This window comes from Nocardia sp. CDC519, assembly GCF_059509835.1.
Window position 1 is genome coordinate 5,074,324 of the sequence record NZ_CM183377.1, and the last position, 25,677, is coordinate 5,100,000.

At 69.9% G+C, this 25,677-nt stretch carries 21 protein-coding genes; 15 read left to right on the top strand and 6 right to left on the bottom strand.

Annotation, left to right across the window (positions count from 1 at the left end; all coding sequences use genetic code 11):
- Positions 1 to 66: 66 nt before the first annotated feature.
- Positions 67 to 1,275, top strand: coding sequence for a Cmx/CmrA family chloramphenicol efflux MFS transporter (locus AC5W7N_RS22900; protein WP_280498609.1), 1,209 nt, complete (start codon positions 67 to 69; stop codon positions 1,273 to 1,275).
- A 45-nt stretch (positions 1,276 to 1,320) separates the two neighbouring features.
- On the opposite strand, the gene AC5W7N_RS22905 is transcribed toward AC5W7N_RS22900, so the two are convergent.
- Positions 1,321 to 3,915 (bottom strand): helix-turn-helix transcriptional regulator, encoded by a 2,595-nt coding sequence (locus AC5W7N_RS22905; RefSeq protein WP_490724923.1) that lies wholly within the window; start codon positions 3,913 to 3,915, stop codon positions 1,321 to 1,323.
- 164 nt (positions 3,916 to 4,079) lie between these two features.
- Between AC5W7N_RS22905 and AC5W7N_RS22910 the strand changes: the two genes are divergently transcribed.
- From AC5W7N_RS22910 to AC5W7N_RS22920, 3 genes are all read left to right on the top strand, one after another.
- Positions 4,080 to 4,316: a hypothetical protein gene (locus AC5W7N_RS22910; protein ID WP_163815785.1), complete on the top strand. Its 237-nt coding sequence runs from the start codon at positions 4,080 to 4,082 to the stop codon at positions 4,314 to 4,316.
- On the top strand, positions 4,313 to 4,483 hold the full coding sequence (locus AC5W7N_RS22915) for a hypothetical protein (protein WP_163815787.1): 171 nt from the start codon (positions 4,313 to 4,315) through the stop codon (positions 4,481 to 4,483). The genes AC5W7N_RS22910 and AC5W7N_RS22915 overlap by 4 nt, the downstream gene beginning before the upstream one ends.
- Before the next feature lie 84 nt (positions 4,484 to 4,567).
- Complete coding sequence (locus tag AC5W7N_RS22920) at positions 4,568 to 5,770, top strand: styrene monooxygenase/indole monooxygenase family protein (protein ID WP_163815789.1); 1,203 nt, start codon at positions 4,568 to 4,570, stop codon at positions 5,768 to 5,770.
- A gap of 19 nt (positions 5,771 to 5,789) precedes the next feature.
- On the opposite strand, the gene AC5W7N_RS22925 is transcribed toward AC5W7N_RS22920, so the two are convergent.
- Entirely contained in the window at positions 5,790 to 7,037 is a 1,248-nt protein-coding gene (locus tag AC5W7N_RS22925; RefSeq protein WP_495922128.1) for a cytochrome P450 family protein, read from the bottom strand.
- A 346-nt stretch (positions 7,038 to 7,383) separates the two neighbouring features.
- Between AC5W7N_RS22925 and dnaE the strand changes: the two genes are divergently transcribed.
- Positions 7,384 to 10,878, top strand: a complete 3,495-nt coding sequence (gene dnaE / locus AC5W7N_RS22930) for a DNA polymerase III subunit alpha (RefSeq protein ID WP_228816106.1) — start codon at positions 7,384 to 7,386, stop codon at positions 10,876 to 10,878.
- A gap of 96 nt (positions 10,879 to 10,974) precedes the next feature.
- Here the strand turns inward: dnaE and AC5W7N_RS22935 are convergent, their stop codons facing one another.
- Together AC5W7N_RS22935 and AC5W7N_RS22940 are read right to left on the bottom strand one after the other, a co-directional pair.
- Complete coding sequence (locus AC5W7N_RS22935) at positions 10,975 to 11,211, bottom strand: TFIIB-type zinc ribbon-containing protein (RefSeq protein ID WP_228783959.1); 237 nt, start codon at positions 11,209 to 11,211, stop codon at positions 10,975 to 10,977.
- A 125-nt stretch (positions 11,212 to 11,336) separates the two neighbouring features.
- The gene (locus AC5W7N_RS22940; protein ID WP_495922129.1) at positions 11,337 to 12,497 is read right to left on the bottom strand and encodes a phosphotransferase; all 1,161 of its coding nucleotides are present in this window, start codon (positions 12,495 to 12,497) and stop codon (positions 11,337 to 11,339) included.
- A gap of 314 nt (positions 12,498 to 12,811) precedes the next feature.
- On the opposite strand from AC5W7N_RS22940, the gene AC5W7N_RS22945 reads away from it, so the two are divergent.
- From AC5W7N_RS22945 to acs, 8 genes are all read left to right on the top strand, one after another.
- Positions 12,812 to 13,258 carry a hypothetical protein gene (locus AC5W7N_RS22945; protein ID WP_163815796.1) on the top strand — a complete coding sequence of 149 codons (447 nt, stop codon included), beginning with the start codon at positions 12,812 to 12,814 and terminating at the stop codon, positions 13,256 to 13,258.
- Positions 13,259 to 13,510: 252 nt separating this feature from the next.
- Positions 13,511 to 14,728 (top strand): sensor histidine kinase, encoded by a 1,218-nt coding sequence (locus tag AC5W7N_RS22950; RefSeq protein WP_195021061.1) that lies wholly within the window; start codon positions 13,511 to 13,513, stop codon positions 14,726 to 14,728.
- Positions 14,729 to 14,822: 94 nt separating this feature from the next.
- Complete coding sequence (locus AC5W7N_RS22955; protein WP_195007285.1) at positions 14,823 to 15,599, top strand: LytR/AlgR family response regulator transcription factor; 777 nt, start codon at positions 14,823 to 14,825, stop codon at positions 15,597 to 15,599.
- A complete protein-coding gene (locus AC5W7N_RS22960; protein WP_195007284.1) occupies positions 15,596 to 15,964 on the top strand; it encodes a hypothetical protein in 369 nt (122 codons plus the stop codon). Before AC5W7N_RS22955 ends, AC5W7N_RS22960 begins: the two co-directional genes overlap by 4 nt.
- A 2-nt stretch (positions 15,965 to 15,966) precedes the next feature.
- On the top strand, positions 15,967 to 17,727 hold the full coding sequence (locus tag AC5W7N_RS22965) for a sodium/solute symporter (protein WP_194990103.1): 1,761 nt from the start codon (positions 15,967 to 15,969) through the stop codon (positions 17,725 to 17,727).
- 140 nt (positions 17,728 to 17,867) lie between these two features.
- Positions 17,868 to 18,224, top strand: a complete 357-nt coding sequence (locus AC5W7N_RS22970) for a DUF485 domain-containing protein (protein WP_163815806.1) — start codon at positions 17,868 to 17,870, stop codon at positions 18,222 to 18,224.
- A complete protein-coding gene (locus tag AC5W7N_RS22975; RefSeq protein ID WP_195021062.1) occupies positions 18,221 to 19,861 on the top strand; it encodes a monocarboxylic acid transporter in 1,641 nt (546 codons plus the stop codon). Before AC5W7N_RS22970 ends, AC5W7N_RS22975 begins: the two co-directional genes overlap by 4 nt.
- A gap of 52 nt (positions 19,862 to 19,913) precedes the next feature.
- On the top strand, positions 19,914 to 21,866 hold the full coding sequence (acs, locus tag AC5W7N_RS22980; RefSeq protein WP_195007283.1) for an acetate--CoA ligase: 1,953 nt from the start codon (positions 19,914 to 19,916) through the stop codon (positions 21,864 to 21,866).
- A gap of 50 nt (positions 21,867 to 21,916) precedes the next feature.
- On the opposite strand, the gene AC5W7N_RS22985 is transcribed toward acs, so the two are convergent.
- Complete coding sequence (locus AC5W7N_RS22985) at positions 21,917 to 22,501, bottom strand: maleylpyruvate isomerase family mycothiol-dependent enzyme (protein WP_194992888.1); 585 nt, start codon at positions 22,499 to 22,501, stop codon at positions 21,917 to 21,919.
- 180 nt (positions 22,502 to 22,681) lie between these two features.
- Between AC5W7N_RS22985 and AC5W7N_RS22990 the strand changes: the two genes are divergently transcribed.
- Positions 22,682 to 23,503, top strand: coding sequence for a PhzF family phenazine biosynthesis protein (locus AC5W7N_RS22990; RefSeq protein WP_195007282.1), 822 nt, complete (start codon positions 22,682 to 22,684; stop codon positions 23,501 to 23,503).
- Positions 23,504 to 23,516: 13 nt separating this feature from the next.
- On the opposite strand, the gene AC5W7N_RS22995 is transcribed toward AC5W7N_RS22990, so the two are convergent.
- Positions 23,517 to 24,572, bottom strand: a complete 1,056-nt coding sequence (locus AC5W7N_RS22995) for a ferredoxin--NADP reductase (RefSeq protein WP_195021063.1) — start codon at positions 24,570 to 24,572, stop codon at positions 23,517 to 23,519.
- A 316-nt stretch (positions 24,573 to 24,888) separates the two neighbouring features.
- Here AC5W7N_RS22995 and AC5W7N_RS23000 point away from each other — a divergent pair, with 316 nt between their 5' ends.
- Positions 24,889 to 25,677 (top strand): alpha/beta hydrolase, encoded by a 789-nt coding sequence (locus AC5W7N_RS23000; protein ID WP_228816017.1) that lies wholly within the window; start codon positions 24,889 to 24,891, stop codon positions 25,675 to 25,677.

Below are 25,677 nucleotides of genomic sequence, written 5' to 3' on the forward strand. Positions count from 1 at the left end.
TTTCGAGCCGACCTTTGCGCTGCCCACATTTTGGACCGATCAATTCAAAACAATGGAAGGTTTCCCGTGCCCGTAGCCATCTACATCCTGGGTCTCTCGATCTTCGCCCAGGGCACCTCAGAGCTCATGCTCGCCGGATTGCTCACCGAGATGTCGGCCGACCTCGGTGTCTCGGTTCCCCGTGCGGGACTGCTGATCTCGGCCTTCGCCCTCGGCATGCTCGCGGGTGCGCCGGTTCTGGCCGTGCTGACCCTGCGCTGGTCGCGGCGCACCGCCCTGCTGGTGTTCCTCGCGGTCTTCATCGCCGCGCATATCGTCGGCGCGCTGGCCACCGACTACTGGGTGGTGTTCGGCACCCGCGTCGTCGCGGCCTTCGTCTACGCCGGGTTCTGGGCGGTCGCGGCCGCCACCGCCATCGGACTGGTGCCGGAGAACATGCGCGGGCGGGCGATGAGCGTGGTAGCGGGCGGCTTGACCGTGGCCACGGTGGTCGGACTGCCCCTCGGCACCGTCATCGGGCAGCATTTCGGCTGGCGGGCCGCCTTCTGGGCGGTCGCGATCCTGTCCGCGCCGGCCATGATCGGGGTACTGGCGAAGGTCCCCGGCGGGCGTCCCGCCCGGACCCCGCGGGTGCGCAGCGAACTCGCCGCCATGGTCCGGCCCCGGCTGTGGTTGTCCTACGCCATGACGGCCGTGGCGACCGGTGCGCTGCTGGTGACCTTCTCCTATCTGGGCGCCATGCTCACCGAGACCACCCGGCTGGACGAGTCCTGGGTGCCTGCGGTCCTGGCCGGATACGGTGCCGGCGCGTTGCTCGGCATCGTCGTCGGCGGCCGGGTGGCCGACCGGTACCCGATGCGCACGCTCGCCGTCGGCGTCACCGGGTTGATCGTCACCTCGGCGCTGATCGCAGTGGCCGCCGCCCATATCGCGCCGATGGTGGTGCTCGCACTAGCGTTGGGCGCGTTCGGGTTCGGCACCAACCCGGTGCTGAACTCCCGGGTGTTCGCCCTCGCCCCCGAGGCGCCGACGATGGCGGCGGCGGTGAACACATCGGCGTTCAATGTCGGGATCACCGCGGGACCGTGGCTGGGCGGGCTGGCGCTCACCGCCGGGTTCGGTTATCCGGCGACGGCGTGGATCGGCGCGGCGCTGGGTGTGCTGGCATTGGGGTTGGTGGGCTGCGTGGCGGCGGTGCAGCGGCGCGAGGTCACCGCCCGGCTCGGCGAGCAGGTGCGCACGCCCGCTATGGAACAGGCACCGGTCCGCGTCTGATACGCGCCGCATGACGCCGCGCCCGGGTAACCGTCCGGGCGCGGCTCAGGTGCCCGGCGGCCGCGGCTCCCGTTTCCGTGGGGTGCCGGGGCGCCGCGCCGCCTCCTCGGCGACGGTGGCGCGGTGCTCGGCGGGCACCAGGGCGATGATGTCGTCGCGGGAGCCGATGGTGAGCTTCTGGAAGATCGCGGCCATCTGCGCGTCGACGGTCTTGAACGAGCTCCCGCGGCGGGCGGCGATCGCGGTATTGGTCCAGCCCGCCGCGGCCAGCGTCGCCACATCCTGTTCGGCCGCCGACAACTCCTGCCAGCGGGTCGGCCGGTGCCGCCGGACCGGATGCCGCACCGGCAGCGCGTCCAGCGACAGCGTGCCGAGGGCCAGCTGGGCCACCTCGTCGAGTTCCGGGCGCAGCATCGCGCCCTCGCGTTCGGCGGCGGTGAACGCGGCCTCACCGAGCACCGCGCGCGCGGCCCGCGCGGCCTGCTCGGTCTCCAGCCGGAAGGGGCCGAGGTCGCGCAGCTCGACGCCGAGCCGCCGCCGCAGGGTGGCAGCACCACCGAGAATCCGCGCGATCTCCAACGCCCAGTCTCGCTGTGGCGCAGCCGATCCCCGCGATGCCGCGGTTGAGGATGTCTGCGCGTCGGTGATCTTGCGCGCCAGCACCCACGAGTACATGTGCACCGCCCACACCACGCCCCATCGGTCGCGCATGGCGAGCTGGTTGGCGAGGGTGGTGCGCACGGTGGTCAGCGCCGTCTCCGTCTCGCTGTTCTTGATCAGGGCGAGCGCCCAGGCGAGTTCGGCCCAGGAGATCTCCCAGCCGGCCCCGGACCGGCGGGCCGCGTCGAGGTGGCGGCGAGCGGATGCATGGGCCTGCGCGGGCTCGCCGGTGAACCCGGTGGCGAGGATCTCGAACATTTCGCTCATCGACGCCGCACCAGGGTCGCCGGCGGCGAGGAACTTGCGGCGGGCCCGCTCGAGCACCTCGATCGCACTGGCGTCGTTGTGTACGAGCATCAGCTGGTTGCCCCAGGTGAATTCGACCGGTGCGGGCAATCCGAGATCGCGGCCGGGGTCGCGGTGCGCGCGCGCCACGGCATCGGGACCCAGGCAGGACGCGATGCATTCGTCGAGCAGACGCTGCGCGTCGGCGGGAATGCCCTGGCACAGGCTGATCCAGCCGATCATGGCCAGCGCCGTCACCTGCAATTCGACCGGCTGCGGGTCGAGGTCGCGGGTGGCGGCCAGCGCCCGCTCGGCCAGATGCCGCGACTCGCGCAGCGAACCCTTGAAGAACGGCACCCGGACAGCGATCAGCCCGACCACGATCTCCAGGCCGATCGCGGCCTCACCGGGGGTGGCGAGCGCGGTGTCGATCGCGCACAGCAGGTTGTCCCAGCCGGCGCGGGCCCAATCCAGTACCTGCTGCTCGCCGGGCCCGAGCCACTGCTCGCGCGCCTGCACGACCTTGTCGCGGTAGTAGCGGCGGTGGCGGGCGCTGAACCGAGCCGCCTGCTCACCATCGCGTTCGCGCAGCCGCTGCTGGGCGAACACCCGGAAACTCTCCAGCAGCGAATACCGCACCGCGTCGGCGGTCAGGTGCACCGAGACCAGTGATTGGTCGACCAGGCGCTCCAGCAGGCCCTCGACCTCCGCGCGGGCGATACCGTCGGGGCTCGCGTCGGAGTCGTCGTCGGAGCAGACCGCTTCGATGGCCTCGAGGTCGGCGCCGATATCGCGTGCGCCGGTATCGCCGGGGTCGGCGTCGTAGCCAGCGGCGAATACCGACAGCCGCTCGAACAGCAGCCGCTCCTTGTCGTGGCACAGGTCATAGGACCAGGCGATGACATCGCGAATGCCCTGATGCCTGCCGTCGGTGCCCACCCGGTGCCCCGGCGACCAACCCAACCTACGGTCGGAGGCCTCACCGGTGAGGTCGCGCAGGATCATCGACAGCGGTTGTTTGCGCAGCCGGGCCGCGGCCAGCTGGATCGACAGCGGATGGTTGTGCACCCGGCGGCAGATCTCCTCGGCCGCTCGGCGATCCGCGTCGCTCGCGACGGTGTGCCCGGTGAGCTCGGCCCGGCCGCAGAACAGCGTCAACGCCTGCTCCGGGGTCAGCGAGCCCACCGGCACCAGGTGCTCGTCGACCCATCCGATGGCCTCACGGCTGGTCGATACGACGGTGAGGCCGGGCACCGCGCCGATCAGATCCGCGATGACGCTGCCCGCACCGTCGAGGACGTGCTCGCAGTTGTCCATCACCAGAATCGTTTGCAGTGTGCGCCCGACGGCATCGGTGCGCGCGAGGGTGTCGACGAGCGCGTCCCAGGCCGGACGCCCGGAGAAATCGTCGTGCACCAGCGCCTGGGCCAGTTCCTCCTCGACCGCGTCGGCGTCGGCGTCGCGGGACAACCGGGCCAGCCGGACCCAGTGCACCGGCACCCGCTTGGCCTTGTGGAATCGGTGTACCGCCTCGGTGGCCAGCCTGGTCTTGCCGATACCACCCGCGCCGATCAAGGTGATGAGCCGGGCCGAGCCCAGCAGCAGGGTGCCGATCCGCTCCAGTTCCCGCTCGCGGCCGATGAAATCGCTGGTGGTCGCTGGCGGAGCACCGGTGCGCGGAGATCTGGCCGTCACAGTGGTGCAGCATAGCGGCCGCGCCCGGCACGCACGCCCGATAGCGACCACGGATGCGCGAAACCTACCTATAGGCGCAGGCTCGTGGGTCTACTTGCCGCCCAAGGCATCCGGCGGTGCCCGGGACGAACGGCACGAATACGACAGTGTCAGGACAGTGTCAGATGACGCCTCTGCGGGACAACCATGACCACGCGGCGGATCAGGGCGCCCCATGCCAGGACCCGTGCCGGATTCGCGTGCGCTTCGCCGATCCGCCCATCGAATTGAACTATCAGGACGATCGCGGCGTCGCCCAGCGCTTCGCCGCCGCGGCCGCGGCCGCCGGGGTGGTGGTGACGATCGACCATCACCTGCAGTACGGCCTGCCCGCGCTGCCGTGCCGGCGGTTGTGGACATGACGACCAGCGACCCGGGCCGGGACCGGCCGCGCCCGGATGACCGGTGGCGCCCGGCGGCCTACTGCACGGCGTTGGCCTCGGGCGCCGCGGGTGCGGTGCCCGCGGCGATCCGGTGGGCGGCCACGCATCCGCCGCGACGCGACGACGGCCGGGCAGACGAACGGTGACGCATCGGCTACCGATGCCGCACGCCTACCTATCCGCCGAGCATTTGCCCGGTAACCACGATTCGATTCCGGAAGGATCCGCAGATGGCACAGATTCAGGTGATCGGCGCCGGCGAGTGCGGCCTGCCGTTGGCGCTACGGCTGCTGCGCGGCGGGCATGAGCTCACCCTGGTCACCGACCGCGACGCCGATGCGGTGCTGGCGGGCACCGTGACCAGCACCCAGGTCAAGTTCGCGCGGACCGTTGCGCTCGAATCGGCGGCCGGGCTCGACCACTGGGCCTCGACCGCCCCCGCCATCGCGGGCATCCGGTTCACCATGGCCGTCGATCGCACGGCGGTCGCCGGCTGGGCCGGGCGGTTCACCACCGGACCGGCCCGCAGCGTCGACCAGCGCACCGTCTTCGCACGCTGGCTCGGCGATGTCGAGGCCGAGGGCGGACGGGTCGAGATCGCCGATCTGCCACTGACCGAACTCGACCGCCGAGCCGGGGCTCAGGACCTCACCGTGGTCGCCCGCGCCTCGCGGGAACTGGCCGCGTGCTTCCCCGCCGACACCACGCTCACCCTGCCGAACCAGCCCGTGCGCAGGCTGGCCGCGCTGTATCTGGACGGCGTCGAGCCCGACCCCGAGGGCCTCGGCATGTACGTCGCGCTGCCCGGACTCGGTGAAGTGGTCTCCACGGCCGCACTGACCGGCGCGCCGGGCCGGGAACGGCGCTGCCACACCCTGATGTTCGAGGCGCATCCGGGCGGCGGCCTGGACGTATTCGATGCGGCAGGCACCCCGGCCGAGCGGCTGCGCACCGCGCTCGACCTGCTCGACCGGCACTTCCCGGCAGCTCTGGCCGCGCGTTTCCGTGACGCCGAACTGACCGACGCCGGCGCGACGATCGCCGGCGCGGTGATCCCGGCGCTGCGTCACCCGGTCGGCACGCTGCCCTCCGGGCAGCCGGTGCTCGGCGGCGGCGATGTCGTCTGCCGGATGGATCCCGGTGGCGCCCAAGGCGCCAACAGCGCCGCCCAGTGCGCCGCCTATTACGCCGCGGCGGTGCTCGACAGCCCCGGCGACGGCTTCGACGCGACGTGGATGGCCGCGGCGGCCAAGCCCTGGCTCACCGATATCGCCCGGCCGGCCGCGCTGTGGACGATGACCCTGCTGGACCCGCCCGCCGCATTGCAAAAGCTCATGGACGCCGCCCAGTACGACTCCAGGCTGGCCGACCTGTTCGCCGAGACCTTCATCGTCCCGGCGAATATGTCGCAGCTGGCCGCGGCCCTGTCCTGAGCCCTCGGCCGGTCGGCTGTCACGAAGGGGATGCGGGAAAGACGACCGGCAGCGCGGCCAGGGCCCGATGGAAAGGCCCTGGCCGCCAGGACAATTCCGGCACCGGTACGGCCAGCCGCAGCTCGGGCAGCGCGTCGAGCAACTGGTCGACGGCATCCTGCGCGATCAGGGACGCCACATCCCTGGCCGGACAGGCATGCGGGCCCGCGCCCCATGCCAGATGCGACCGGTTGCCGGTGACCGGACCCGCGCCGATCTCGGGATCGTTGTTGCACGCGGCGAGCCCGATCACCACCGGCTGGTCGGCGGGCAGCCAGGTGTTGTCGATCAGGACGGGCTGGCGCGGATAGGTGACGCTGAAGTTGGCCATCGGCGGATCGTGGAACAGCACCTCGTCGAGGGCGTCGCGGGTGGAGAGGCTGCCGTCGAGCATGCTGCCGGCGAAGCGGTCGTCGGTGAGCATCAGCAGCAGCGAGTTGGTGATCAGGTTCAGCGTCGGCTCGGTGCCCGCACCATAGAGGATGCCGAGCTGATGGATGAGCTCCTCGTCGGTGAACGCCGCCGGATGCGCGATCAGCCGGGAGGTGATGTCGTCGCCGGGTTCGGCGCGCTTGTCTTCGATCAGCCGCAGCATCGCCGCGGCCAGCCGCAGATCGGCCTGTGCGGTGTCGACGCCCTCGAAGATGGCCGCGGTGGCCGTCGCGATCTCGTTGCCGATCTCCGGCGGGCACCCCAGCAGCGCGTTGATCGCCTGGAACGCCAGCGGCGCGGCGTAGTCGCGCAGCAGATCGGCGGCGCCGGTGCCGCGGAACGTATCGATCAGCGCGATCGCGATCCGTTCCACCGTGTCGTGCAGCCGGTGCAGATCGACACCGTCGATGCCCGCGGTGGCCGCGCGCCGGTAGCGCTCGTGCTCGACGCCCGCGCTGCGCAGGGCGTTGGGCCGCCAGGCCAGGATCGGCAACACCGGGCAGCCGGGATCGATACGCCGCTGCCAGGCGCGCGGATCGGCCGGGAAATGGTCCGGGTCGTGCAGGATCCGCACCGCGACCCGATAGCCGACCACCAGCGTCGCCGGCACCCCCGGCGCCAGCTCCACCGGCACGATCGACCCGTATCGGTCGCGCATCTCCCGGTAGGCCCGGTGTGGATCGGTGGCGAACTCGGGCGTGTAGAGCCGGACCCGGTCGTGATCGGTATGCACCGGTGAGCTGTGATGGGGCACCGGGCACTGTCCGGCACGAAGGGATTCGGGTGGGATGTGCAACGGTGGAGCTCCCCTGATAGACCGGCGTCGAAGCCATGACCGGGCCACACTGCACGGTCGGACGGACCGAGGATGCGCCGATAGGTAGACCGGCGGCATCGGTAGGCGCCGCGGGGGTGTCTCAGGCGCGCCGTGTCCCGTTCGCGACGCGCCGACGGCCCCGCCTCCGGCGACACGCCGAGCGGGGTGCGACGTCGGTCTCCCCGCCGGAGAGCCTCGGAAATACTGTCGGCCCCCCGGCCTAGAATCTGATCCGCCAACCCCCGTCGAGACCTTGGGAGGAAGGACCGTCTTGGCCGACTCGTCCGGATCGTTCGTTCACCTGCACAACCACACCGAGTACTCGATGCTGGACGGCGCGGCCAAGATCTCGCCGCTGTTCGCCGAGGCCAACCGGTTGGGCATGACGGCGGTCGGGATGACCGACCACGGCAACATGTACGGCGCCTCGGAGTTCTACAACTCCGCCAAGAAGGCGGGCATCAAGCCGATCATCGGCATCGAGGCCTATATCGCGCCCGGCTCCCGGTTCGACACCAAGCGCGTGCAGTGGGGCGATCCGAGCCAGAAGGGCGACGACGTCTCCGGCTCCGGCGCCTACACCCATATGACGATGGTCGCCGAGAACGCGACCGGCCTGCGCAACCTGTTCAAACTGTCGTCGCTGGCCTCCATCGAGGGCCAGCTCGGCAAGTGGGCGCGCATGGACGAAGAACTCATCGCCCAGTACGCCGAGGGCATCATCGCCACCACCGGCTGCCCGTCCGGCGAGGTGCAGACCAGGCTGCGCCTCGGCCACGAGCGCGAAGCGCTGGAAGCCGCCGCCAAGTGGCAGGAGATCTTCGGGCCGGAGAACTTCTTCCTGGAGGTGATGGACCACGGCCTGTCCATCGAACGCCGGGTGCGCGAGGGCCTGCTCGACATCAGCAAGAAGCTCGGCATCCCGCCGCTGGCCACCAACGACTGCCACTACGTCACCAAAGACCAGTCCACCAATCACGAAGCGCTGCTGTGCATTCAGACCGGCAAGACGCTGTCGGACCCCACCCGGTTCAAATTCGACGGTGATGGCTACTACCTCAAATCCGCCGCCGAGATGCGCGCCATCTGGGACGCCGAGGTACCCGGCGCCTGCGACAACACCGTGCTCATCGGTGAGCGCGTGCAGTCCTACGACGACGTGTGGCAACACCGTGACCGGATGCCGGTCTTCCCGGTGCCCGAGGGCGAGACGCAGGCCAGCTGGCTGCACAAAGAGGTCATGCGTGGCCTCGAGCGCCGCTTCCCCGACGGGGTGCCGCCCGAATACATCAGCCGCGCCGAATACGAGCTCAGCGTCATCTGCGAGATGGGCTTCCCGGCCTACTTCCTCGTCGTCGGCGACCTGATCAACCACGCGCTCGAGGTCGGCATCCGGGTCGGCCCCGGCCGTGGTTCGGCCGCCGGTTCGCTGGTGGCCTACGCCATGGGCATCACCAATATCGACCCCATCCCGCACGGACTGCTGTTCGAGCGATTCCTCAACCCCGAGCGCGTCTCGATGCCCGATATCGATATCGACTTCGACGATCGCCGCCGCGGTGAGATGGTCCGCTACGCCACCGAGAAATGGGGCAGCGATCGGGTCGCGCAGGTCATCACCTTCGGCACCATCAAGACCAAGGCCGCGATCAAGGACTCCGCGCGGGTGCTGTTCGGCCAGCCCGGCTTCGCCATCGCCGACCAGATCACCAAGGCGCTGCCGCCGCCGATCATGGCCAAGGACATCTCGGTGTCCGGCATCACCGACCCGGACCACGAGCGCTACAAGGAAGCCGCCGAGGTCCGTGAACTCATCAACAGCAACCCCGACATCGCCAAGATCTACGAGACCGCGCGCGGACTGGAAGGCCTGATCCGCAACGCCGGTGTGCACGCCTGCGCGGTCATCATGTCCTCCGAACCGCTCACCGACGCCATCCCGGTGTGGAAGCGGGCCCAGGACGGCGCCATCATCACCGGCTGGGACTATCCGTCGTGTGAGGCCATCGGCCTGCTGAAGATGGACTTCCTCGGCCTGCGCAACCTCACCGTCATCGGTGACGCGCTCGACAACATCAAGGCCAACCGCGGCATCGATCTGGATATGGATCATCTGCCGCTCGACGATCCGCCCACCTACGAGCTGCTGGCGCGCGGCGACACCCTCGGCGTGTTCCAGCTCGACGGCAGCGCCATGCGCGATCTGCTGCGCCGGATGCAGCCCACCGGCTTCGAAGACATCGTGGCCGTGCTCGCGTTGTATCGCCCCGGCCCGATGGGCATGAACGCGCACAACGATTACGCCGACCGCAAGAACGGGCGCCAAGAGGTCAAGCCGATCCATCCGGAGCTCGAGGAGCCGCTGAAGGAGATCCTGGCCGACACCTACGGCCTGATCGTCTATCAGGAACAGATCATGCAGATCGCGCAGAAGGTGGCCGGGTATTCCCTCGGCCGAGCCGATATTCTGCGCCGCGCCATGGGTAAGAAGAAGGCCGAGGTCCTGGAAGCCGAATTCGAGGGCTTCGAAAAGGGCATGCTGGACAACGGTTTCTCCAAGCCCGCCATCAAGGCGCTGTGGGACACGATTCTGCCGTTCGCCGGATACGCGTTCAACAAATCCCATGCCGCCGGCTACGGCCTGGTCTCGTTCTGGACCGCCTACCTCAAGGCCAACTATCCGGCCGAATACATGGCGGGCCTGCTCACCTCCGTCGGCGACGACAAGGACAAGGCCGCGATCTACCTGTCGGATTGCCGCAAGCTCGGCATCACCGTGCTGCCGCCCGACGTCAACGAATCCGAACAGAACTTCGCCTCGGTGGGTACCGACATCCGCTTCGGGCTCGGCGCGGTGCGCAATGTCGGCGCGAACGTGGTGTCCTCGATCATCGCCGCCCGTAAGGAAAAATCGAAGTTCACCGATTTCTCCGACTACCTGAACAAGATCGACGCCATCGCCTGCACCAAGAAGGTCACCGAATCCCTCATCAAGGCAGGCGCCTTCGATTCACTCGGGCATCCGCGCAAGGGCCTGATGCTGATCCATTCCGACGCCATCGACGCGGTGATGTCGACCAAGAAGGCCGAGGCGATGGGTCAGTTCGACCTGTTCGGCGGCATGGACGACGACGATTCGGTGTCGTCGGTGTTCAACGTGAAGGTGCCCGACGAGGAATGGGAGACCAAGCACAAGCTCGCCCTGGAGCGCGAGATGCTCGGCCTGTACGTCTCCGGGCATCCGCTCAACGGCGTGGAGCATGTGCTCGCCGCCCAAGTGGATACCCCGATCCCGACCATCCTGGAAGGTGAGGTCAAGGACGGCCAGCAGGTCACCATCGGCGGCATCCTGGCCTCGGTGAACCGCCGCATCAACAAGAACGGCCTGGCCTGGGCGTCGGCGCAGCTCGAAGACCTCACCGGTGGTGTGGAGGTGCTGTTCTTCCCGCAGGCGTACTCGGTGTACGGCATGGACGTCGTCGAGGACGCGGTGGTGCTGGTGAAGGCGCGGGTGTCGGTGCGCGACGACCGGATCTCGTTGATCGCCAACGATCTTGCCGTGCCGGACCTGTCCGCCATCGGCGTCGCCAAACCGCTCGCCGTCACCATCCCGACCCGCATGTGCACCCCGGAAAAGGTCTCGGCGCTCAAGCGTGTGCTGTCCAGCCACCCGGGCACCTCCGACGTACACCTGCGGCACGTCGGCGCCCGCGACAAGACGACGCTGTTGAAACTGGATGACAGCCTGCGGGTTTCGCCGTCCTCGGCATTGATGGGCGATCTGAAGGCGCTGCTCGGCCCGGGGTGCTTGACGAGTTAGGACCTGTCGCCCGGACCGCGGGACCTGACGGTGATCGCGATCCGGGCGATGAATTGTGCTGCGCGAGCAGCGGATGAGGCGCTGCTCGCGGGGATCTCAGGAGGAGAACAGCATTTTGCCGAAGCCGCGGTGCTGGTAGTGGTGTCCGTGGCGGTAGTGCGGTGCGGGCGCGCCCCACGCGGGGGCCGGGGCGGCGGGCGGAGGCGGCGGCGGGGCAGCGTAGCCCGCTTCGAGGCGGGTCAGGTTCTCGAGCTCGCCATAGTCCAGGAAGATCCCCCGGCAGTGACCGCACTGCTCGATATGCACCCCGCTGCGGTTGTACGTCTGCATCATTCCACGACATTTCGGACACTGCATGCCGGTCACGTTACCGGTTTCACCGATTCCATGCAGACACGGCAATCTGTCGTCGGGGCGTGGCCGCGGCCGGTTCCCGAGGATCGTGGTGCGCGGGGCGATCAGGTGGTCGATGGCGCTGAGATCGGCTCAGGGACAGGGGTTTCGGTGAGGCGCAGGCAGGTGTCGACGAGTGCAGTGTCCAGCTCGTCCAAGGGCCGGCCCGACGCCACCGCCAGGGCCGCTGCCTGGACGACGACGGCGCGGGCCGGGAGATCCAGCGCCGGCCAGATGTCGCCGTCGGGTGGGACAGCGCGTCCGCCCGCCGCGCGGTAGGCGGACAGGAAGCGCGTCCAGGCGTCCGGTTCGAGGATGCCCGCGGCGAAGAAGGCGGCGGGGCGGGCGAGATCCCAGGAGGGGTCGCCGAGGCCGAGATCGTCGAGGTCGATCAGCCGCCAGTCGCCGTCGGCGGGACGGACCAGCTGGCCGAGGTGGAAATCGCCGTGCGTGAGTGCGACCGGCGCGCAATCGAATTCGGGGAGGCTGCCGAAAGCCCGCGACACCGCCGCCGCCGCCGTCGCGTCGACGCCATGGCCTGCGCCGTGCAGTCGGCGCATCGCCCGGCGCACCCGGGCCGGGCCACCGGCGGCGGGCAGGCCGCGGCAGGCGTCGACGGGTACCGCATGCAGGGTCGCCAGCAGCTGGGCGGCCGATTCCCATGGCGCGGCACCGGGGTCGTCCGGGTCTACCGGGGTGCCGTACGGCCACACCGTGATCGGCCTGCCCGCGTATGTCAGCAGCACCTCACCGTCGACCGGAATCGGGGACAGTGTCACCGATTGCAGGTGAGGCGAATCGGCTGTGCGCAGCCGAGCGCGCAGGGCGGCGAGATCGGATTCGGCGGGATGCGCCTTGACGACGACGTCGCCCACGCGGATCACCAGCGCGTCCACCCGGTCGGCCACTACCGCGGAAGGTCCGGAAGCCCCTGTCCGGCGGGCGATCTCGGTCAGCACCGCGATCAGCTCGGGCCTGCGCTCCGACCGGTCGGCATCAGCCGACGACACGACGGCCTCCACGGGGACGGTCACGCCCTCCGCACCCAGGGCTACGGCATTCTCACTCGACGGCACGGCGCCCTCGCCCAGCTTCCCCGCGACCTCCACCGCCCCTCCGGGGTTCTCGCCCAACATCATCGACTTCTCCCCTGGCCGGTCGACCGCGTCCCCCGCGCACCATGCCCGGTCTTCCGGCGTGGTCCATCTGCCGCGCTGTCGACGCATGCTACCCAGTGCCCCGGCCCGAACCTCGGTGCCGGCGAGGCGACCACCGTCATGCCGGTTCGGCACAGTCTGTCGCGGCGGTCACCTCGAGAACGGAGACGATGGCCGAGGTGGAACTGCTCGGCCGACGGCGCCTCGTCAACCGCTGGTGTCCACCGCGGCATCGACGCCCGCACCCATTGCGGGAGGGACGGCCTCGGGACAAGGCGACTGCGACCGTCGCGAATCCGCCATGGCAGCGCCCCGTCCGCTGGTAGCGTCGCCGGGCAGCAAGCGTGATCCCATCCATGACGAGCCCCTCGAGGTGGTCGAAGATGACAAGCAAGCTCGCTTTCGCCGTTCCGGCGGCCTCCGCCCTGGCCGCAGCCGCGCTGGCGGTGACCGCGGCGCCCGCGGCCGCCGTGAACGGCGGCCAGTTCCAGACGGTCTATTCGCTGACCCAAGGCCTGTGTGTGGCGCAGATCGAGGCGTCGGTCAATGGCGACGCCTATCCCGAGCACGCGGCGTTCACGGTGGCCTCGACCATGTGGGGCGTCGGCGACTGCCAGCTGCCGGTCACGCTGAACTGGCGCAACCTGGAGACCGGTGCGACGGGCAGCAAGACCCAGACTCCGCACGGGCCCGGCTACTGGATGAACGACGGCAAGGCCGCCCTGTTCGCACCGGGCATCGGGAAATTCTCGGCGACCATCACCATCGGTGCGGCGCATGTGCCCGAGCCGGGGACCATCGAGTTCACCGTCGCCGACTACCAGGGCTGACGAGCGCATACCGCGCAGCACCGGCCGCGACAACGATGATCGGCGGCACAATCAGGGCATGAACTGTCATCGGCAGGCGGCGCAGCGCGTCCCCCGGGTCGCATCCGGCCGGCCCGGTCGGCGCCTCGGCTCACTCCACCTCGGCAGACGACGGACCGTGCGCGGGCGATGCCCGGCGTTCGACCGGCGCAGGCCCGGGCACGACCCGAGGCAGACGCGCGCTGGCCTGCCCGGCGACGACCACCACAGCGCATGATCACCACCCTCGTCGCGATCGCGGTCGCCGCGGCGGTGCTCGCGGTGGCGCTGCTGATCTGGTCGCGGACCCGCCGGGTGGTCACGACACCGGCCGAGCGGGCCGTACATTCGGCGCTGCACACCGCGTCGCTGGCGGCGCGTCCGCTGCGGCGCGGGCTCGACACCAGATCGGCTGCCGAGGCCGCACCGCATCTGCGGGCACTGACCGGAGCCGACGCGCTCGGCGTGGCCGATGCGGAGGCCACGCTGCTGGCCTGGGACGGGCCCCATACCGACCTGAGCGAGCAGTTCACCGAGGCGGCGCGACGCGCCATGGCGGGGGAACGACCGGTGCTGGTCGGCGGGCCCGGCGGGCAGCCGCGCGGGCGCGGCGGCGATCACGCGGGACGCACGCTCATCGCGCAGCCGCTGATCATCGAGGGCACCGGTGTGGTGGGCGCGCTCGGCGTCGTCGGCACCGGCACACCCGGGCCCGGCACGCTCGGCGCGGTCGCCGAAGTGGCGCGGTATGCCTGCGGGCAACTGGAACTGGCCGAACTCGACGCCTCGCGGGCGCGGCTGGACCGGGCCGAGGTGCGGGCGCTGCGGGCGCAGATCAGCCCGCATTTCATCTACAACGCGCTCAACACCATCGCCTCGTTCGTGCGCACCGACCCGGCGAGGGCCCGCGAGCTGATCCTGGAATTCGCCGATTTCACCCGCTACTCGTTCCGGGCCGCCGGCGAATACACCGTGCTGGCCGACGAATTGCGCAATATCGAGCGGTATCTGGCGCTGGAGCGGGCCCGATTCGGCGATGCTCTCCAGGTGAAATTGCAGATCGCCCCGGAAGTGCTCGGTGTGGTGCTGCCCTTCCTCGCGCTGCAACCGCTGGTGGAGAACGCGGTGCGGCACGGGCTGGCCGGTTCCCCCACCGGCGGCACGGTCAGCATCGTGGCCGCCGACGCCGGCACCGACTGTGTGATCAGCGTCGAGGACGACGGCGCCGGCATGGACCCGGAGCTGCTGCGCTCGGGTGCCCTCGACGCGGTCGAATCCGGTTCCGGCGCCACCGCTTCCAGCGAATCGGCGCACGTGGGGCTGGCGAATGTGGACGATCGCCTGCGGGCCGCGTTCGGCAACGACTACGGGCTGGTGGTGGAAACCGCGCCCGGCGCGGGGACGAAGGTCAGCATGCGAGTGCCGAAATTCCGCGCGGGAATCCAAGCCTGACCGCCGGATCGCGCCGCAAGACCTGCCCGCGCCCACCCCACCGCACTGTCTACGATGGGTGGGCTGTGATGTAGGACACTGGAAGGGGCTGGCGATGCTGCGGGTGCTGGCCGTCGACGATGAAAAGCCGGCCCTGGACGAACTCGTCTACCTGCTGCGCGCGCAACCGGCGGTGGACGAGATCCATGCCGCCGGCGATGCCACCAGTGCGCTGCGGCTGCTGCGGGCCAACCCGGTCGACGCGGTGTTCCTCGACATCAATATGCCCGGCCTGGACGGCATGGAACTGGCCGGAATCCTGTCCGAATTCGCCAGCCCGCCCGCGGTGGTGTTCGTGACCGCCCACGATGACAAGGCGGTGGCCGCCTTCGACCTCGGGGCGGTGGACTACCTGCTCAAACCGTTGCGCGAGGCCCGCTTGGCCGAGGCCGTGCGCCGCATCGCCGCCGCGCGCGGCACTGCCGCGACGACCGAGGCCGAAGCCGCATCGGAAACACCCGACACCAATGAGGTGATCCCGGTGGAACTCGCCGGAGTCACCACGCTCGTGCACCGCTCCAGCGTGAGCTGGGTGGAGGCCGACGGTGATTACGCGCGGCTGCACACCAGTGCGGGCTCGCATCTGGTGCGGATCCCGCTCTCGGCGCTGGAGGCGCGCTGGCAGGACGCCGGGTTCCTGCGGGTGCACCGGTCCTATCTGGTGGCGCTGCGGCAGGTGACGGGCCTGCGCACGGTCGGCAGCGGCACGGTGGTGTGCCTGCGCGGCGAGGGCGAGGCGGCCGCGGTCGAGCTGCCGGTCAGCCGGCGTCAGGTGCGCGAACTCAAACAGCGACTGGTCCGCGGCCCGCGCCAGACCTGGACCGGCCGATGACGGGCCCGCAGCCGCGCCCGCCCCGGGAACGGGTGGTGCTGGCCGAGCGGCGCGGCGCCCGCCGGGTGCACACCAGGATGGAGGTGGCCGAGCAGACCGAGATCGGTGCCGCCATGATCGGCGGGCTCATCCGCGCCCAGCTCGGCCTCGCGCTGCGCCTGGCCCTGGTGACGGTGGCCGTGCTGGGTGCGCTGCCGCTGCTGTTCGGCGTCGAATCGGTCGCCGAGGCCGAGGTGCTCGGGATCCGGTTGCCGTGGCTGCTGCTCGGCGCGGCGGCCTATCCGGCGCTGTACGGGATCGGCCGGCTCTATCTGCGGCTGGCCGAACGCAATGAGCACGATTTCCTCGAGCTGGCCGAGGATTGACGATGACGCAGGCGTCGACGGCCGGGACCTGGCTGACGGTGGCGGCGCTGCTGCTGGCGGCGGCCGCGACGGTGATCATCGGCGGCTATGGGGTCCGGCTGGCGCGCACCACCTCCGACTTCCTGGTGGCCTCCCGCAGCGTCGGTCCGCGCTGGAATGCGGCGGCGGTGTCGGGTGAATACCTGTCGGCGGCCTCATTTCTCGGTGTCGCGGGCCTGATCGCGAAGTACGGTGCGGATGCGCTGTGGTATCCGGTCGGCTTCACCGCAGGCTATGTGGGTCTGCTGATGTTCGTCGCGGCCCCGCTGCGGCGCTCGGGTGCCTACACGGTGCCCGATTTCGCCGAGTTCCGGCTCGGCTCCCTGCGGTTGCGGCGGCTCGCGGCACTGGTGGTGGTGCTGATCTGCGGGGTGTATCTGATTCCGCAGTTCCAGGGCGCGGGCCTGACGCTGCGCATTCTGCTCGGGGTGCCCGGCTGGGTCGGTGCGGTGGCGGTCGGCGCGATCGTGATCGCCAACGTCGTTGGCGGTGGCATGCGCTCGATCACGCTGGTGCAGGCCTTCCAATACTGGCTCAAGCTCACCGCGGTGGCCTTGCCCGCGCTGGTACTGCTCGGGCATTTCCTCGGTGCGCAGCAACCCGTCGGCGCCCCCGCCCCGCCGACGGTCGCGCAGAGTACGACCGTCGAGGTCACCACACCGGTGATCGTGCAAGTCGACGCGCCGCAGCGGGTGCTGATCTCGGGCACCCTCGACGGGCGCCCGGTCGACGGTCCGGTCGACCTCGGCCCCGGCACACACGAACTGGCCGCCGACACCCGGCTCGTGCTGGAGGCGGGGGCCACGGTCCCGGTGGTCGCGGGCGCACCCGCCGACGGCACGGCCTGGCTGCGACCCGGCGGCGGATTCGGTGACCCGCATCCGCTCTATCAGGTGTATTCGCTGATCATCGCCACCTTCCTCGGCACCATGGGCCTGCCGCATGTGCTGGTGCGCTTCTACACCAACCCCGACGGCCGCGCCGCCCGCGCCACCGCGCTGGCGGTGATCGGACTGGTCGGCGGGTTCTACCTGTTCCCGATTCTGCTCGGGGTGTTCGCGCGGCTGTATGTGCCGCAACTGCTGATCACCGGCACCTCCGATGCGGCGGTGCTGTTGCTGCCCGGTTCGGTGCTCGACGGCCTGCCGGGTCAGCTGCTGGCCGCGCTGGCGGCGGCCGGCGCGATCGCGGCCTTCCTCGCCACCTCCTCCGGGCTGCTGGTCAGCATCGCGGGCGTGCTCAGCACCGATGTGCTGCGCGGGCGCATCCGCGACTTCCGGGCGGCGGCGCTGGTGGCCGGGGCGGTACCGCTCGGACTCTCGCTGACGGTGGTGTCGCTGGACCTGTCGCGGACGGTGGGCCTGGCGTTCGCGGTGGCGGCCTCGACCTTGTGCCCGCTGCTGGTGCTCGGCATCTGGTGGCGCGGGCTCACCGCGGCGGGCGCGGTGGCCGGGTTGCTCGCCGGCGGCCTGGCCTCCGGCGGCGCGACCGTGGTGTCGGTGCTCGGCGGAATCTCCGAGGAACTCGGCGACGGCTGGCCCGCCGCGCTGCTCGGGTATCCGGCGGCGCTCAGCGTGCCGCTGGCGTTCCTGACGATGATCGTGGTCAGCCTGCTGACGCGGCGGCAGGACGAGCTCACCGTCGCGCGCATCTTCGTCCGCATGCATGCCCCCGAACGGCTCGGTATGGGCGCCGACCGCGAAGGCGGGCTGTCGGCGGGCTGACCGTTCGTCGCACACATCCGACCGTTCACCGCACGGTCGGCTACGCCTGCCGAGTGACCCAGGACACAGCATTCTCACCGAGCGCGGGTGGTCGTAACTTCGGTACACACCGTAAGCCACGTCACAGGTAGGACCGGGTGATGACCACAACCGATACCGACGCCGCACCGCCGCCGCGTACGCCGACACCGGAGGAGTTCCTCCGGATGCAGGCCGGCCCGGAGTTCCAGGAACTGCGAAGCCGATTGCGGCGCTTCGTCTTCCCGATGACCGCACTGTTCCTCACCTGGTACCTGGTGTACGTGTTGCTCGGCGCCTACGCGCACGACTTCATGGCCACCACGCTGTTCGGCAACATCAATGTCGGGCTGGTGCTCGGCCTCGGGCAGTTCGTGTCCACCTTCGTCATCACCGGGCTCTATGTCCGGTTCGCCAACCGGGAACTCGACCCGCGGGCCGCGGCCATCCGCGAGGAACTCGAAGGGGTCAAGGCATGAACGCGCAGTATCTGGCCGCCGACGCCACCGTCGGCAATCCGATCGCCAATATCAGCATTTTCGCGCTGTTCGTGGCCGTCACCATGGTCGTGGTCATCCGGGCCAGCCGCAAGAACACCACCGCCGCCGACTATTTCACCGGCGGACGCGGCTTCTCCGGTCCGCAGAACGGCATCGCCATCGCGGGCGACTACCTGTCGGCGGCCAGCTTCCTCGGCATCGCTGGCGCCATCGCGGTCTACGGCTACGACGGGTTCCTCTACTCGATCGGCTTCCTGGTCGCCTGGCTGGTCGCACTGCTGCTGGTGGCCGAAATGCTGCGCAACACCGGCAAATTCACCATGGCCGACGTGCTCAGCTTCCGGTTGAAGCAGGGCCCGGTGCGCACGGCGGCGGCATTGACCACGCTGACGGTCTCGTTGTTCTATCTGCTGGCCCAGATGGCAGGGGCCGGCGGTCTGGTGGCGCTGCTGCTCGATATCTCCAGTAAATCCGGGCAGGCCGTGGTGATCGCCGTGGTCGGTGTGCTGATGATCGTCTACGTCCTCGTCGGCGGGATGAAGGGCACCACCTGGGTGCAGATCATCAAGGCGGTGCTGCTCATCACCGGTGCCGCGGTGATGACGCTGGTGGTGTTCGCGAAGTTCGGGTTCAACCTGTCGGAGATCCTCGGTTCCGCGCAGGCCGCGGTGAGCGGTTCGGCCAACGACGCCGTCGCCGCCCGCGATGTGCTCGCCCCCGGCGCCCAGTACGGCGGCAGCGAGATGTCGAAGCTGAATTTCCTGTCCCTCGGTCTGGCCCTGGTGCTCGGCACCGCCGGTCTGCCGCATGTGCTGATGCGCTTCTACACCGTGCCCACCGCCAAGGAAGCCCGCCGCTCGGTGGTGTGGGCGATCGCCCTGATCGGCGCGTTCTACCTGTTTACCCTGGTACTCGGGTATGGCGCCGCGGCGCTGGTCGGCCCGGACGAGATCCTGGCCGCGGCCGGCGGACAGAACTCCGCTGCCCCGCTGCTGGCGTTCGAACTCGGCGGTGTGCTGCTGCTCGGCGTGATCTCCGCCGTCGCCTTCGCCACCATCCTCGCGGTGGTGGCCGGGCTGACGATCACCGCGTCGGCTTCCTTCGCCCACGACATCTACGCCAGCGTACTCAAGCGCGGTAAGGCCGATGAGTCCGCCCAGGTGCGGGTCTCGCGGATCACGGCGGTGGTGATCGGTGTGCTGGCCATCGGCCTCGGCATCCTGGCCAACGGCCAGAACATCGCCTTCCTGGTGGCGCTGGCCTTCGCGGTGGCGGCCGCGGCGAATCTGCCGACGATCCTGTACTCGCTGTTCTGGCGGCGGTTCAACACCACCGGCGCGCTGTGGAGCATGTACGGCGGCCTGGTCTCGACCATCGTGCTGATCGTGTTCTCCCCCGCCGTCTCCGGGTCGAAGTCGGCGATGATCCCCGGCTCGGACTTCTCCTGGTTCCCGCTGTCCAATCCCGGCATCGTGTCCATCCCGCTGGCCTTCGCGCTCGGCGTCGCGGGCACCTTCTACGGCGGACGCCGCGGCGGCGAGGATCCGGCCAAGGCCGCCGAGATGGAGGTGCGCTCGCTGACCGGGGTGGGCGCGGAGAAGGCGGTGGTGCACTGAGCACTTCCCGATCCCCGTTGTCCCCCTTGCTCATTCGATAGGAGTGCACGCGTTGACCACCGTCACCGTCGACCATCTCGACAACCCCGCCGCATACCCGCCGCCCGCCGAATTCGCCGCGAACGCCAATGCCGGTGCCGCCCTGTACGACCGGGCGGCCGCGGACCGGCTCGAATTCTGGGCCGAGCAGGCCCGCCGGTTGCACTGGGAACGGCCGTGGAACCAGGTGCTGGACTGGAGCAACGCGCCGTACGCGGAGTGGTTCGCCGGCGGCACCCTCAATGTGGCCTACAACTGCGTCGACCGGCATGTGCTCGACGGTCACGGCGATCAGGTCGCCATCCACTGGGAGGGCGAGCCGGGCGACTCCCGTTCGATCACCTACCGTGACCTGCTGGCCGAGGTGAGCCGGGCGGCGAACTACTTCACCGAGCTGGGATTGGTCGCCGGAGATCGGGTCGCCATCTATATGCCGATGGTGCCGGAGGCCATCGTGTCGATGCTGGCGTGTGCGCGGCTGGGGCTGACGCATTCGGTGGTGTTCGCGGGCTTTTCGCCGGCGGCGCTGCGGCAGCGCGTCGACGACGCCGGCGCGCGCTTGGTGGTCACCACCGACGGGCAGTGGCGGCGCGGCAAGCCCGCGCCGCTCAAGGCGGCGGTGGACGAGGCGCTGGGTGTGCCGGGCGAGACCACCGTCGAACATGTGCTCGTGGTGCGGCGCACCGAGATCGAGGTGCCGTGGACCGAGGGCCGCGATCTGTGGTGGCACGAAACCGTCGCGAACGCCTCCCCCGAACACGAAGCCGAGGCCTTCGACGCCGAACACCCGCTGTTCATCCTCTACACCTCCGGCACCACCGGAAAACCCAAGGGCATCCTGCACACCTCCGGCGGCTACCTCACCCAGACCGCCTACACCCACCACTACGTCTTCGACCACAAACCCGGCGCCGACGTCTACTGGTGCACCGCCGACATCGGCTGGGTCACCGGCCACAGCTACATCGTCTACGGCCCCCTCGCCAACCGCGCCACCCAGGTCGTCTACGAAGGCACACCGAACTCTCCGAACGAGCACCGGCATTTCGAGATCATCGAAAAGTACGGGGTGAGCATCTATTACACCGCTCCCACCTTGATCAGGACGTTCATGAAGTGGGGCAGGCAGATCCCGGACGCCCACGATCTGTCCTCGATCCGGGTGCTCGGCTCGGTCGGCGAACCGATCAACCCGGAGGCGTGGCGGTGGTATCGCGACGTGATCGGTGCGGGCACGGCGCCGATCGTGGACACCTGGTGGCAGACCGAGACCGGGTCGATCATGATCTCCCCGCTGCCCGGCGTCACCGCGGCCAAGCCCGGCGCGGCGATGACCCCGCTGCCCGGCATCTCCGCGCGCGTCGTCGACGATGACGGCACCGGGCTCGGCCGCGACCGCTCGGGCCTGCTGGTCCTCGACCAGCCGTGGCCGTCGATGCTGCGCGGTATCTGGAACGATCCGCAACGGTTCCAGGAGACCTACTGGGACCGGTTCCGCGAATCCGGTTGGTACTTCGCCGGCGACGGCGCGCGGCTGGACGCCGACGGTGACCTGTGGGTGCTCGGCCGCGTCGACGACGTCATGAACGTCTCCGGCCACCGCATCTCCACCGCCGAGGTGGAATCGGCGCTGGTCTCCCATCGCGCCGTGGCCGAGGCCGCCGTGGTCGGTGCCAGTGACGCCACCACCGGGCAGGCCATCGTCGCCTTCGCCATCCTCACCGCCGAGGCCGGGGCCGGCGAGCAGGATCGAGAGGCACTGATCACACAGCTGAAAGCCGAAGTGTCCCAGCAGATCAGCCCGATCGCCCGCCCGCGCGATATTCATATCGTGCCGGAGCTGCCGAAGACCCGCAGCGGCAAGATCATGCGCAGGCTGCTGCGCGATGTCGCCGAGGGCCGCGAACTCGGCGACACCTCGACCCTGGTCGACCCGACCGTTTTCGAGTCCATCGCCCGCGGGTAATCCCGGGGACAGGCGGCGGACCCGCTCCGTGAGGGGGATCGGGTCCGTCGTCAGCTCCGGGCGACGTCGCGGCCGGTGGCCAGCAAGAGCAGATCGATCGCGGGAGCGCGCACCTGCTCCGGCCCGTCACCGTAAGACCAGTCCGCGTCGGTCGCGGTCAGCCGCAGGCCACGCAGCCGCTTGCGGGCACCGTAGAACCGGCTGGCCAGCACATGATCCAGGGCGGCGACGACCCGGGGCGGCGGGGTGTGCAGGGTGCGTCCGAGCGGGCGGGCCACATCTTGTTCGTGCACGATGATGTCCACCAGCGGGTCGGCGGGCGCGGCGCCGGGCGAGCGCCGCGATGATCCCGCCGCGGCCCGCAGCTGTGCGATCAGCTCGGCGGGTGCGTAGCGCGCCGACACCCGGCGTGCGGCGTCGGCGTTCATCCGATCCCAGTTGCCCCTGGCCCGGATCAAGCCCATGAGGGTGGAGCCGAGGCTGTCGACCGAGGTGATGTGGGCGAGAACGTCGTGGATGGTCCAGCCCGCGCACAGCGATTCGCGCTGCCATTCGTCGTCGCTCAATTCGTCGAAGAAATCGGCGAAGGCCAGCCGTTCGGCACGCAACCAGGTCGAGATCAGGTCAGGGTCCATCGTCGGGTTCTCCCGGATCGCAGGGGCGTCACCGATATCGACGGCGCGGGGCCGCCGGAATCATCGGTGGCCCGGAATCGGCGTCGTCCGCCGGCTACGCCCAAGTGGACGCATGACCTGGCGACGCTGCGAGATACCTTGCGCGAAGCGGTTATTCAGAGTTGGAGTACCTTCTTGCGCATGGAGGTTCTGCTGCATCAGATCGACGCGTTCGCCGACGCACCGTTCTCGGGCAACCCGGCCGCGGTCATGCCGTTGCCGACCTGGCTGCCCGATGCGCTGTTGCAACACCTGGCCGAGGAGAACAACCTCGCCGAAACGGCCTTCTACACCCCCGGGTTACCGGCCGAGGCGGGGCCGCCGCCGGGCGAATGGCCCGCCTTTCACCTGCGCTGGTTCACCCCGCGGGTGGAGGTGGACATGTGCGGGCACGCGACGCTGGCGAGCGCGGCCCAGATCCTCACCGATATCGCGCCCGGCGCCGACCGGGTCAGCTTCTACACCCGCAGCGGCTGGCTGCACGTCGACCGTACCGATGACGACGAATACGTGCTCGACCTGCCCGTGGTGCCCTCCATCGAAACCGAGCCCGATCCGGTGCTGGTGGCCGCGCTCGGTGTACGGCCGGTGCGCGCCTACACCGGTGCGGACGCCGTCATCGTGGTCGGCAGCGAGCAGCAGGTGCGCACGCTGCGCCCGGCCCTCGACCGGTTTCCGCCGCTGCCGCGCGGCGCCATCGTCACCGCTCGCGGCGACGACGTCGACTTCGTCTCCCGGTTCTTCGGCCCCGGCGTCGGCGTACCCGAGGATCCGGTGACCGGCTCGGCGCACGCGCAACTGGTTCCGCTGTGGAGCCGCGAACTCGGTCGCACCGCCATGACGGCGCGTCAGCTCTCCCGCCGCGGCGGGCGGCTGCGCACCGAACTCGTCGGCGACCGGGTACTGCTGATCGGACGCTGCCGCCGCTACCTCGACGGTGTGGTCACCCTGCCCGACGACTGAGCACCGGCAGCGGTCACAGGTCGAAGACGATCTCGAGATGGTCGCTGCGCGGCACGGACTGGCAGGCCAGGCGGGTGCCGCGGGCCAGATCGTGATCGTCGAGGGTTTGATTGTCGAGCAGCTCCACCGCACCGGCGCGCAGCGTGTAGGCGCAGCCGCCGCAGGTGCCTTCGCGGCAGACATACGGAGCGTCGAGGCCACGCTCGAGTAGCACGTCGAGCAGGACGGACTGCTTCGGCCACTCGATCTCGTGCTGCTCGCCGTCGAGTTCCACGGTCGCGGTGACGCATGCACCGCCCGATACCGCGCCGGCGGAAACCGGCTGGACCGCGAAGGCATCGGAGTCCAGCGAGACGAAAACCTCGGCGTGAACCCGTGATTCGCCGATTCCGCGCGTCAGCGCCGCGGCGCGGGCGGCGTCCATGAACGGAGCCGGGCCGCAGAGATAGACCTGGGCGTCGTCGAGCGTGGGCAATGCCGCCGCGATGGAAGCGGTGGTCGGCACACCGTGATCGGCATCGAACAGGTGGGTGACGGTGAGCCGGTCGCAGTGACGCTGGGCGAGCTCGGTGAGTTCGCGCGCGAAGATCACCGACGCGCGATCGACGTTGGCGAAGATCAACGTGATCGAATTCCGATGCGCGGCAAGAGCGGTCCGCAGGATCGACATGATCGGCGTGATACCGCTGCCCGCCGCGAGCAGCACGAACGGCACGGCCCAGTCCTTGGGCACGAATGTCCCGGCCGGTGGCAGCGTTTCCAGCTCCGTCCCGGCGGTGACGTTGTCGCAGATCCAGTTCGACGCGCGGCCACCGGGGACCCGCTTGACGGTGACGGCGGGCCGGGCGTCGATCACCGGCGAGCTGGACAGGGAATAACACCGTGCCAGCGGCCCGTCCGGTCCCGGAATGCGCAGGGTGAGGAACTGGCCCGCCCGGTAGCTCAAGGCCGAGCCCGGCGGTGGGTCCAGGACCAACGTCACCGCGTCCGCCGTCTCCCGCACGACCTCCTGCACGGTGACCCGCACCGTCGGTGCCGACGGCGGGGCGAGATCCGGGGTCAGCGTCATCGCAGTGCTCCTTCACGCAGGTCAGCGGCTCGGCGACGCCGCCCGACGATTACAGTTCATGAATGTGCCATTGACAACTGGCTCATTGCGTGATGATGCTAAGAGTATGGTGATAACAGAGTCAACGGCGACTTTGCGACGCCCGGTCCCTCGTTCCGCGTCCCTGCGGACCCGCATCGCGGCGACCGGGTCGGTCCTGAGCATCCGGCAACTGAACGGCCTCCTGCCACCCACCCGCTGGGGCATCGGGGCAGGACGCGGCCTGATCGCGAGCGTGATGGCGGTAGGCGGACCCACCCTGCCCGGGACCACGGTCATGCCCGTGCGTGCGGCCGGGGTGCGCGCAGAAATGGTGCGCGCACCCGGCGTCGGGCTCGGCAATCGGGTGATCTACTACGTGCACGGCAGCGGCTATGTGATCTGCTCGGCGCGCACACATCGCGGGCTGGCTTCGCGGCTGTCCGCACAGACCCGGCTGCCGGTCTTCGTCGTCGACTACCGGCTGGCACCCGAGCACCCCTTCCCCGCGGCCGCCGACGATGTGGCGGCCGGGTATCGGTGGCTGCTGGCCAACGGCTACCAGGCCGAAAACATCGTCATGGGCGGCGATTCGGCCGGATGCCACCTCACCCTCGATCTGCTGCTGGACAACGCCAGAACCGGAGCGGCCCAGCCCGCGGGCGCGTTCATGTTCTCCCCACTGATGGATCTGAGCTTGACCGCGGCCGAACAGCTCGACCGGCGCAAGCCGGACCCGATGGCACCGGCCCCGGTGGGACGCCGGATGATCCAGCTCTACACCCGCGACGAGCCCGCGGACTCCCCGCGGCTGCGCTTGACCATCCCGCCGGGCACCACCTTGCCGCCGCTGTACGTACAGGCCGCGGCCGAGGAGATGCTCGCCGCCGATGCCCGCCATCTCTGGGAGATGGCCACCGCGGCCGGGACCTCGTGCCGGCTGGAGCTGTGGCCCGGCCGCATCCACGTCTTCCAGGCGCTGCCACTGATCGTGCCCGAGGCGGCTCCCGCGCTGCGCCGGGCCGCCGCGTTCGTCTCCGACGCGCTGGCGCAGGCGAATGCCTCGGTAGTAGAGAAGGTGAGCTGA

Bases quoted from the DNA above. Each gene is read 5' to 3' on its own strand.
- AC5W7N_RS22995 (WP_195021063.1), bottom strand. From the start codon at position 24,572: ATGACGCTGACCCCGGATCTCGCCCCGCCGTCGGCACCGACGGTGCGG.
- AC5W7N_RS22955 (WP_195007285.1), top strand. From the start codon at position 14,823: ATGCTGCGGGTGCTGGCCGTCGACGATGAAAAGCCGGCCCTGGACGAA.
- AC5W7N_RS22960 (WP_195007284.1), top strand. From the start codon at position 15,596: ATGACGGGCCCGCAGCCGCGCCCGCCCCGGGAACGGGTGGTGCTGGCC.
- AC5W7N_RS22940 (WP_495922129.1), bottom strand. From the start codon at position 12,497: ATGCGTCGACAGCGCGGCAGATGGACCACGCCGGAAGACCGGGCATGG.
- AC5W7N_RS22990 (WP_195007282.1), top strand. From the start codon at position 22,682: ATGGAGGTTCTGCTGCATCAGATCGACGCGTTCGCCGACGCACCGTTC.
- AC5W7N_RS22975 (WP_195021062.1), top strand. From the start codon at position 18,221: ATGAACGCGCAGTATCTGGCCGCCGACGCCACCGTCGGCAATCCGATC.
- AC5W7N_RS22935 (WP_228783959.1), bottom strand. From the start codon at position 11,211: ATGATGCAGACGTACAACCGCAGCGGGGTGCATATCGAGCAGTGCGGT.
- AC5W7N_RS23000 (WP_228816017.1), top strand. From the start codon at position 24,889: ATGCCCGTGCGTGCGGCCGGGGTGCGCGCAGAAATGGTGCGCGCACCC.
- AC5W7N_RS22965 (WP_194990103.1), top strand. From the start codon at position 15,967: ATGACGCAGGCGTCGACGGCCGGGACCTGGCTGACGGTGGCGGCGCTG.
- dnaE (WP_228816106.1), top strand. From the start codon at position 7,384: ATGCTGGACGGCGCGGCCAAGATCTCGCCGCTGTTCGCCGAGGCCAAC.
- AC5W7N_RS22920 (WP_163815789.1), top strand. From the start codon at position 4,568: ATGGCACAGATTCAGGTGATCGGCGCCGGCGAGTGCGGCCTGCCGTTG.
- AC5W7N_RS22950 (WP_195021061.1), top strand. From the start codon at position 13,511: ATGATCACCACCCTCGTCGCGATCGCGGTCGCCGCGGCGGTGCTCGCG.
- AC5W7N_RS22945 (WP_163815796.1), top strand. From the start codon at position 12,812: ATGACAAGCAAGCTCGCTTTCGCCGTTCCGGCGGCCTCCGCCCTGGCC.
- AC5W7N_RS22985 (WP_194992888.1), bottom strand. From the start codon at position 22,501: ATGGACCCTGACCTGATCTCGACCTGGTTGCGTGCCGAACGGCTGGCC.
- AC5W7N_RS22915 (WP_163815787.1), top strand. From the start codon at position 4,313: ATGACGACCAGCGACCCGGGCCGGGACCGGCCGCGCCCGGATGACCGG.
- AC5W7N_RS22970 (WP_163815806.1), top strand. From the start codon at position 17,868: ATGACCACAACCGATACCGACGCCGCACCGCCGCCGCGTACGCCGACA.
- AC5W7N_RS22910 (WP_163815785.1), top strand. From the start codon at position 4,080: ATGACGCCTCTGCGGGACAACCATGACCACGCGGCGGATCAGGGCGCC.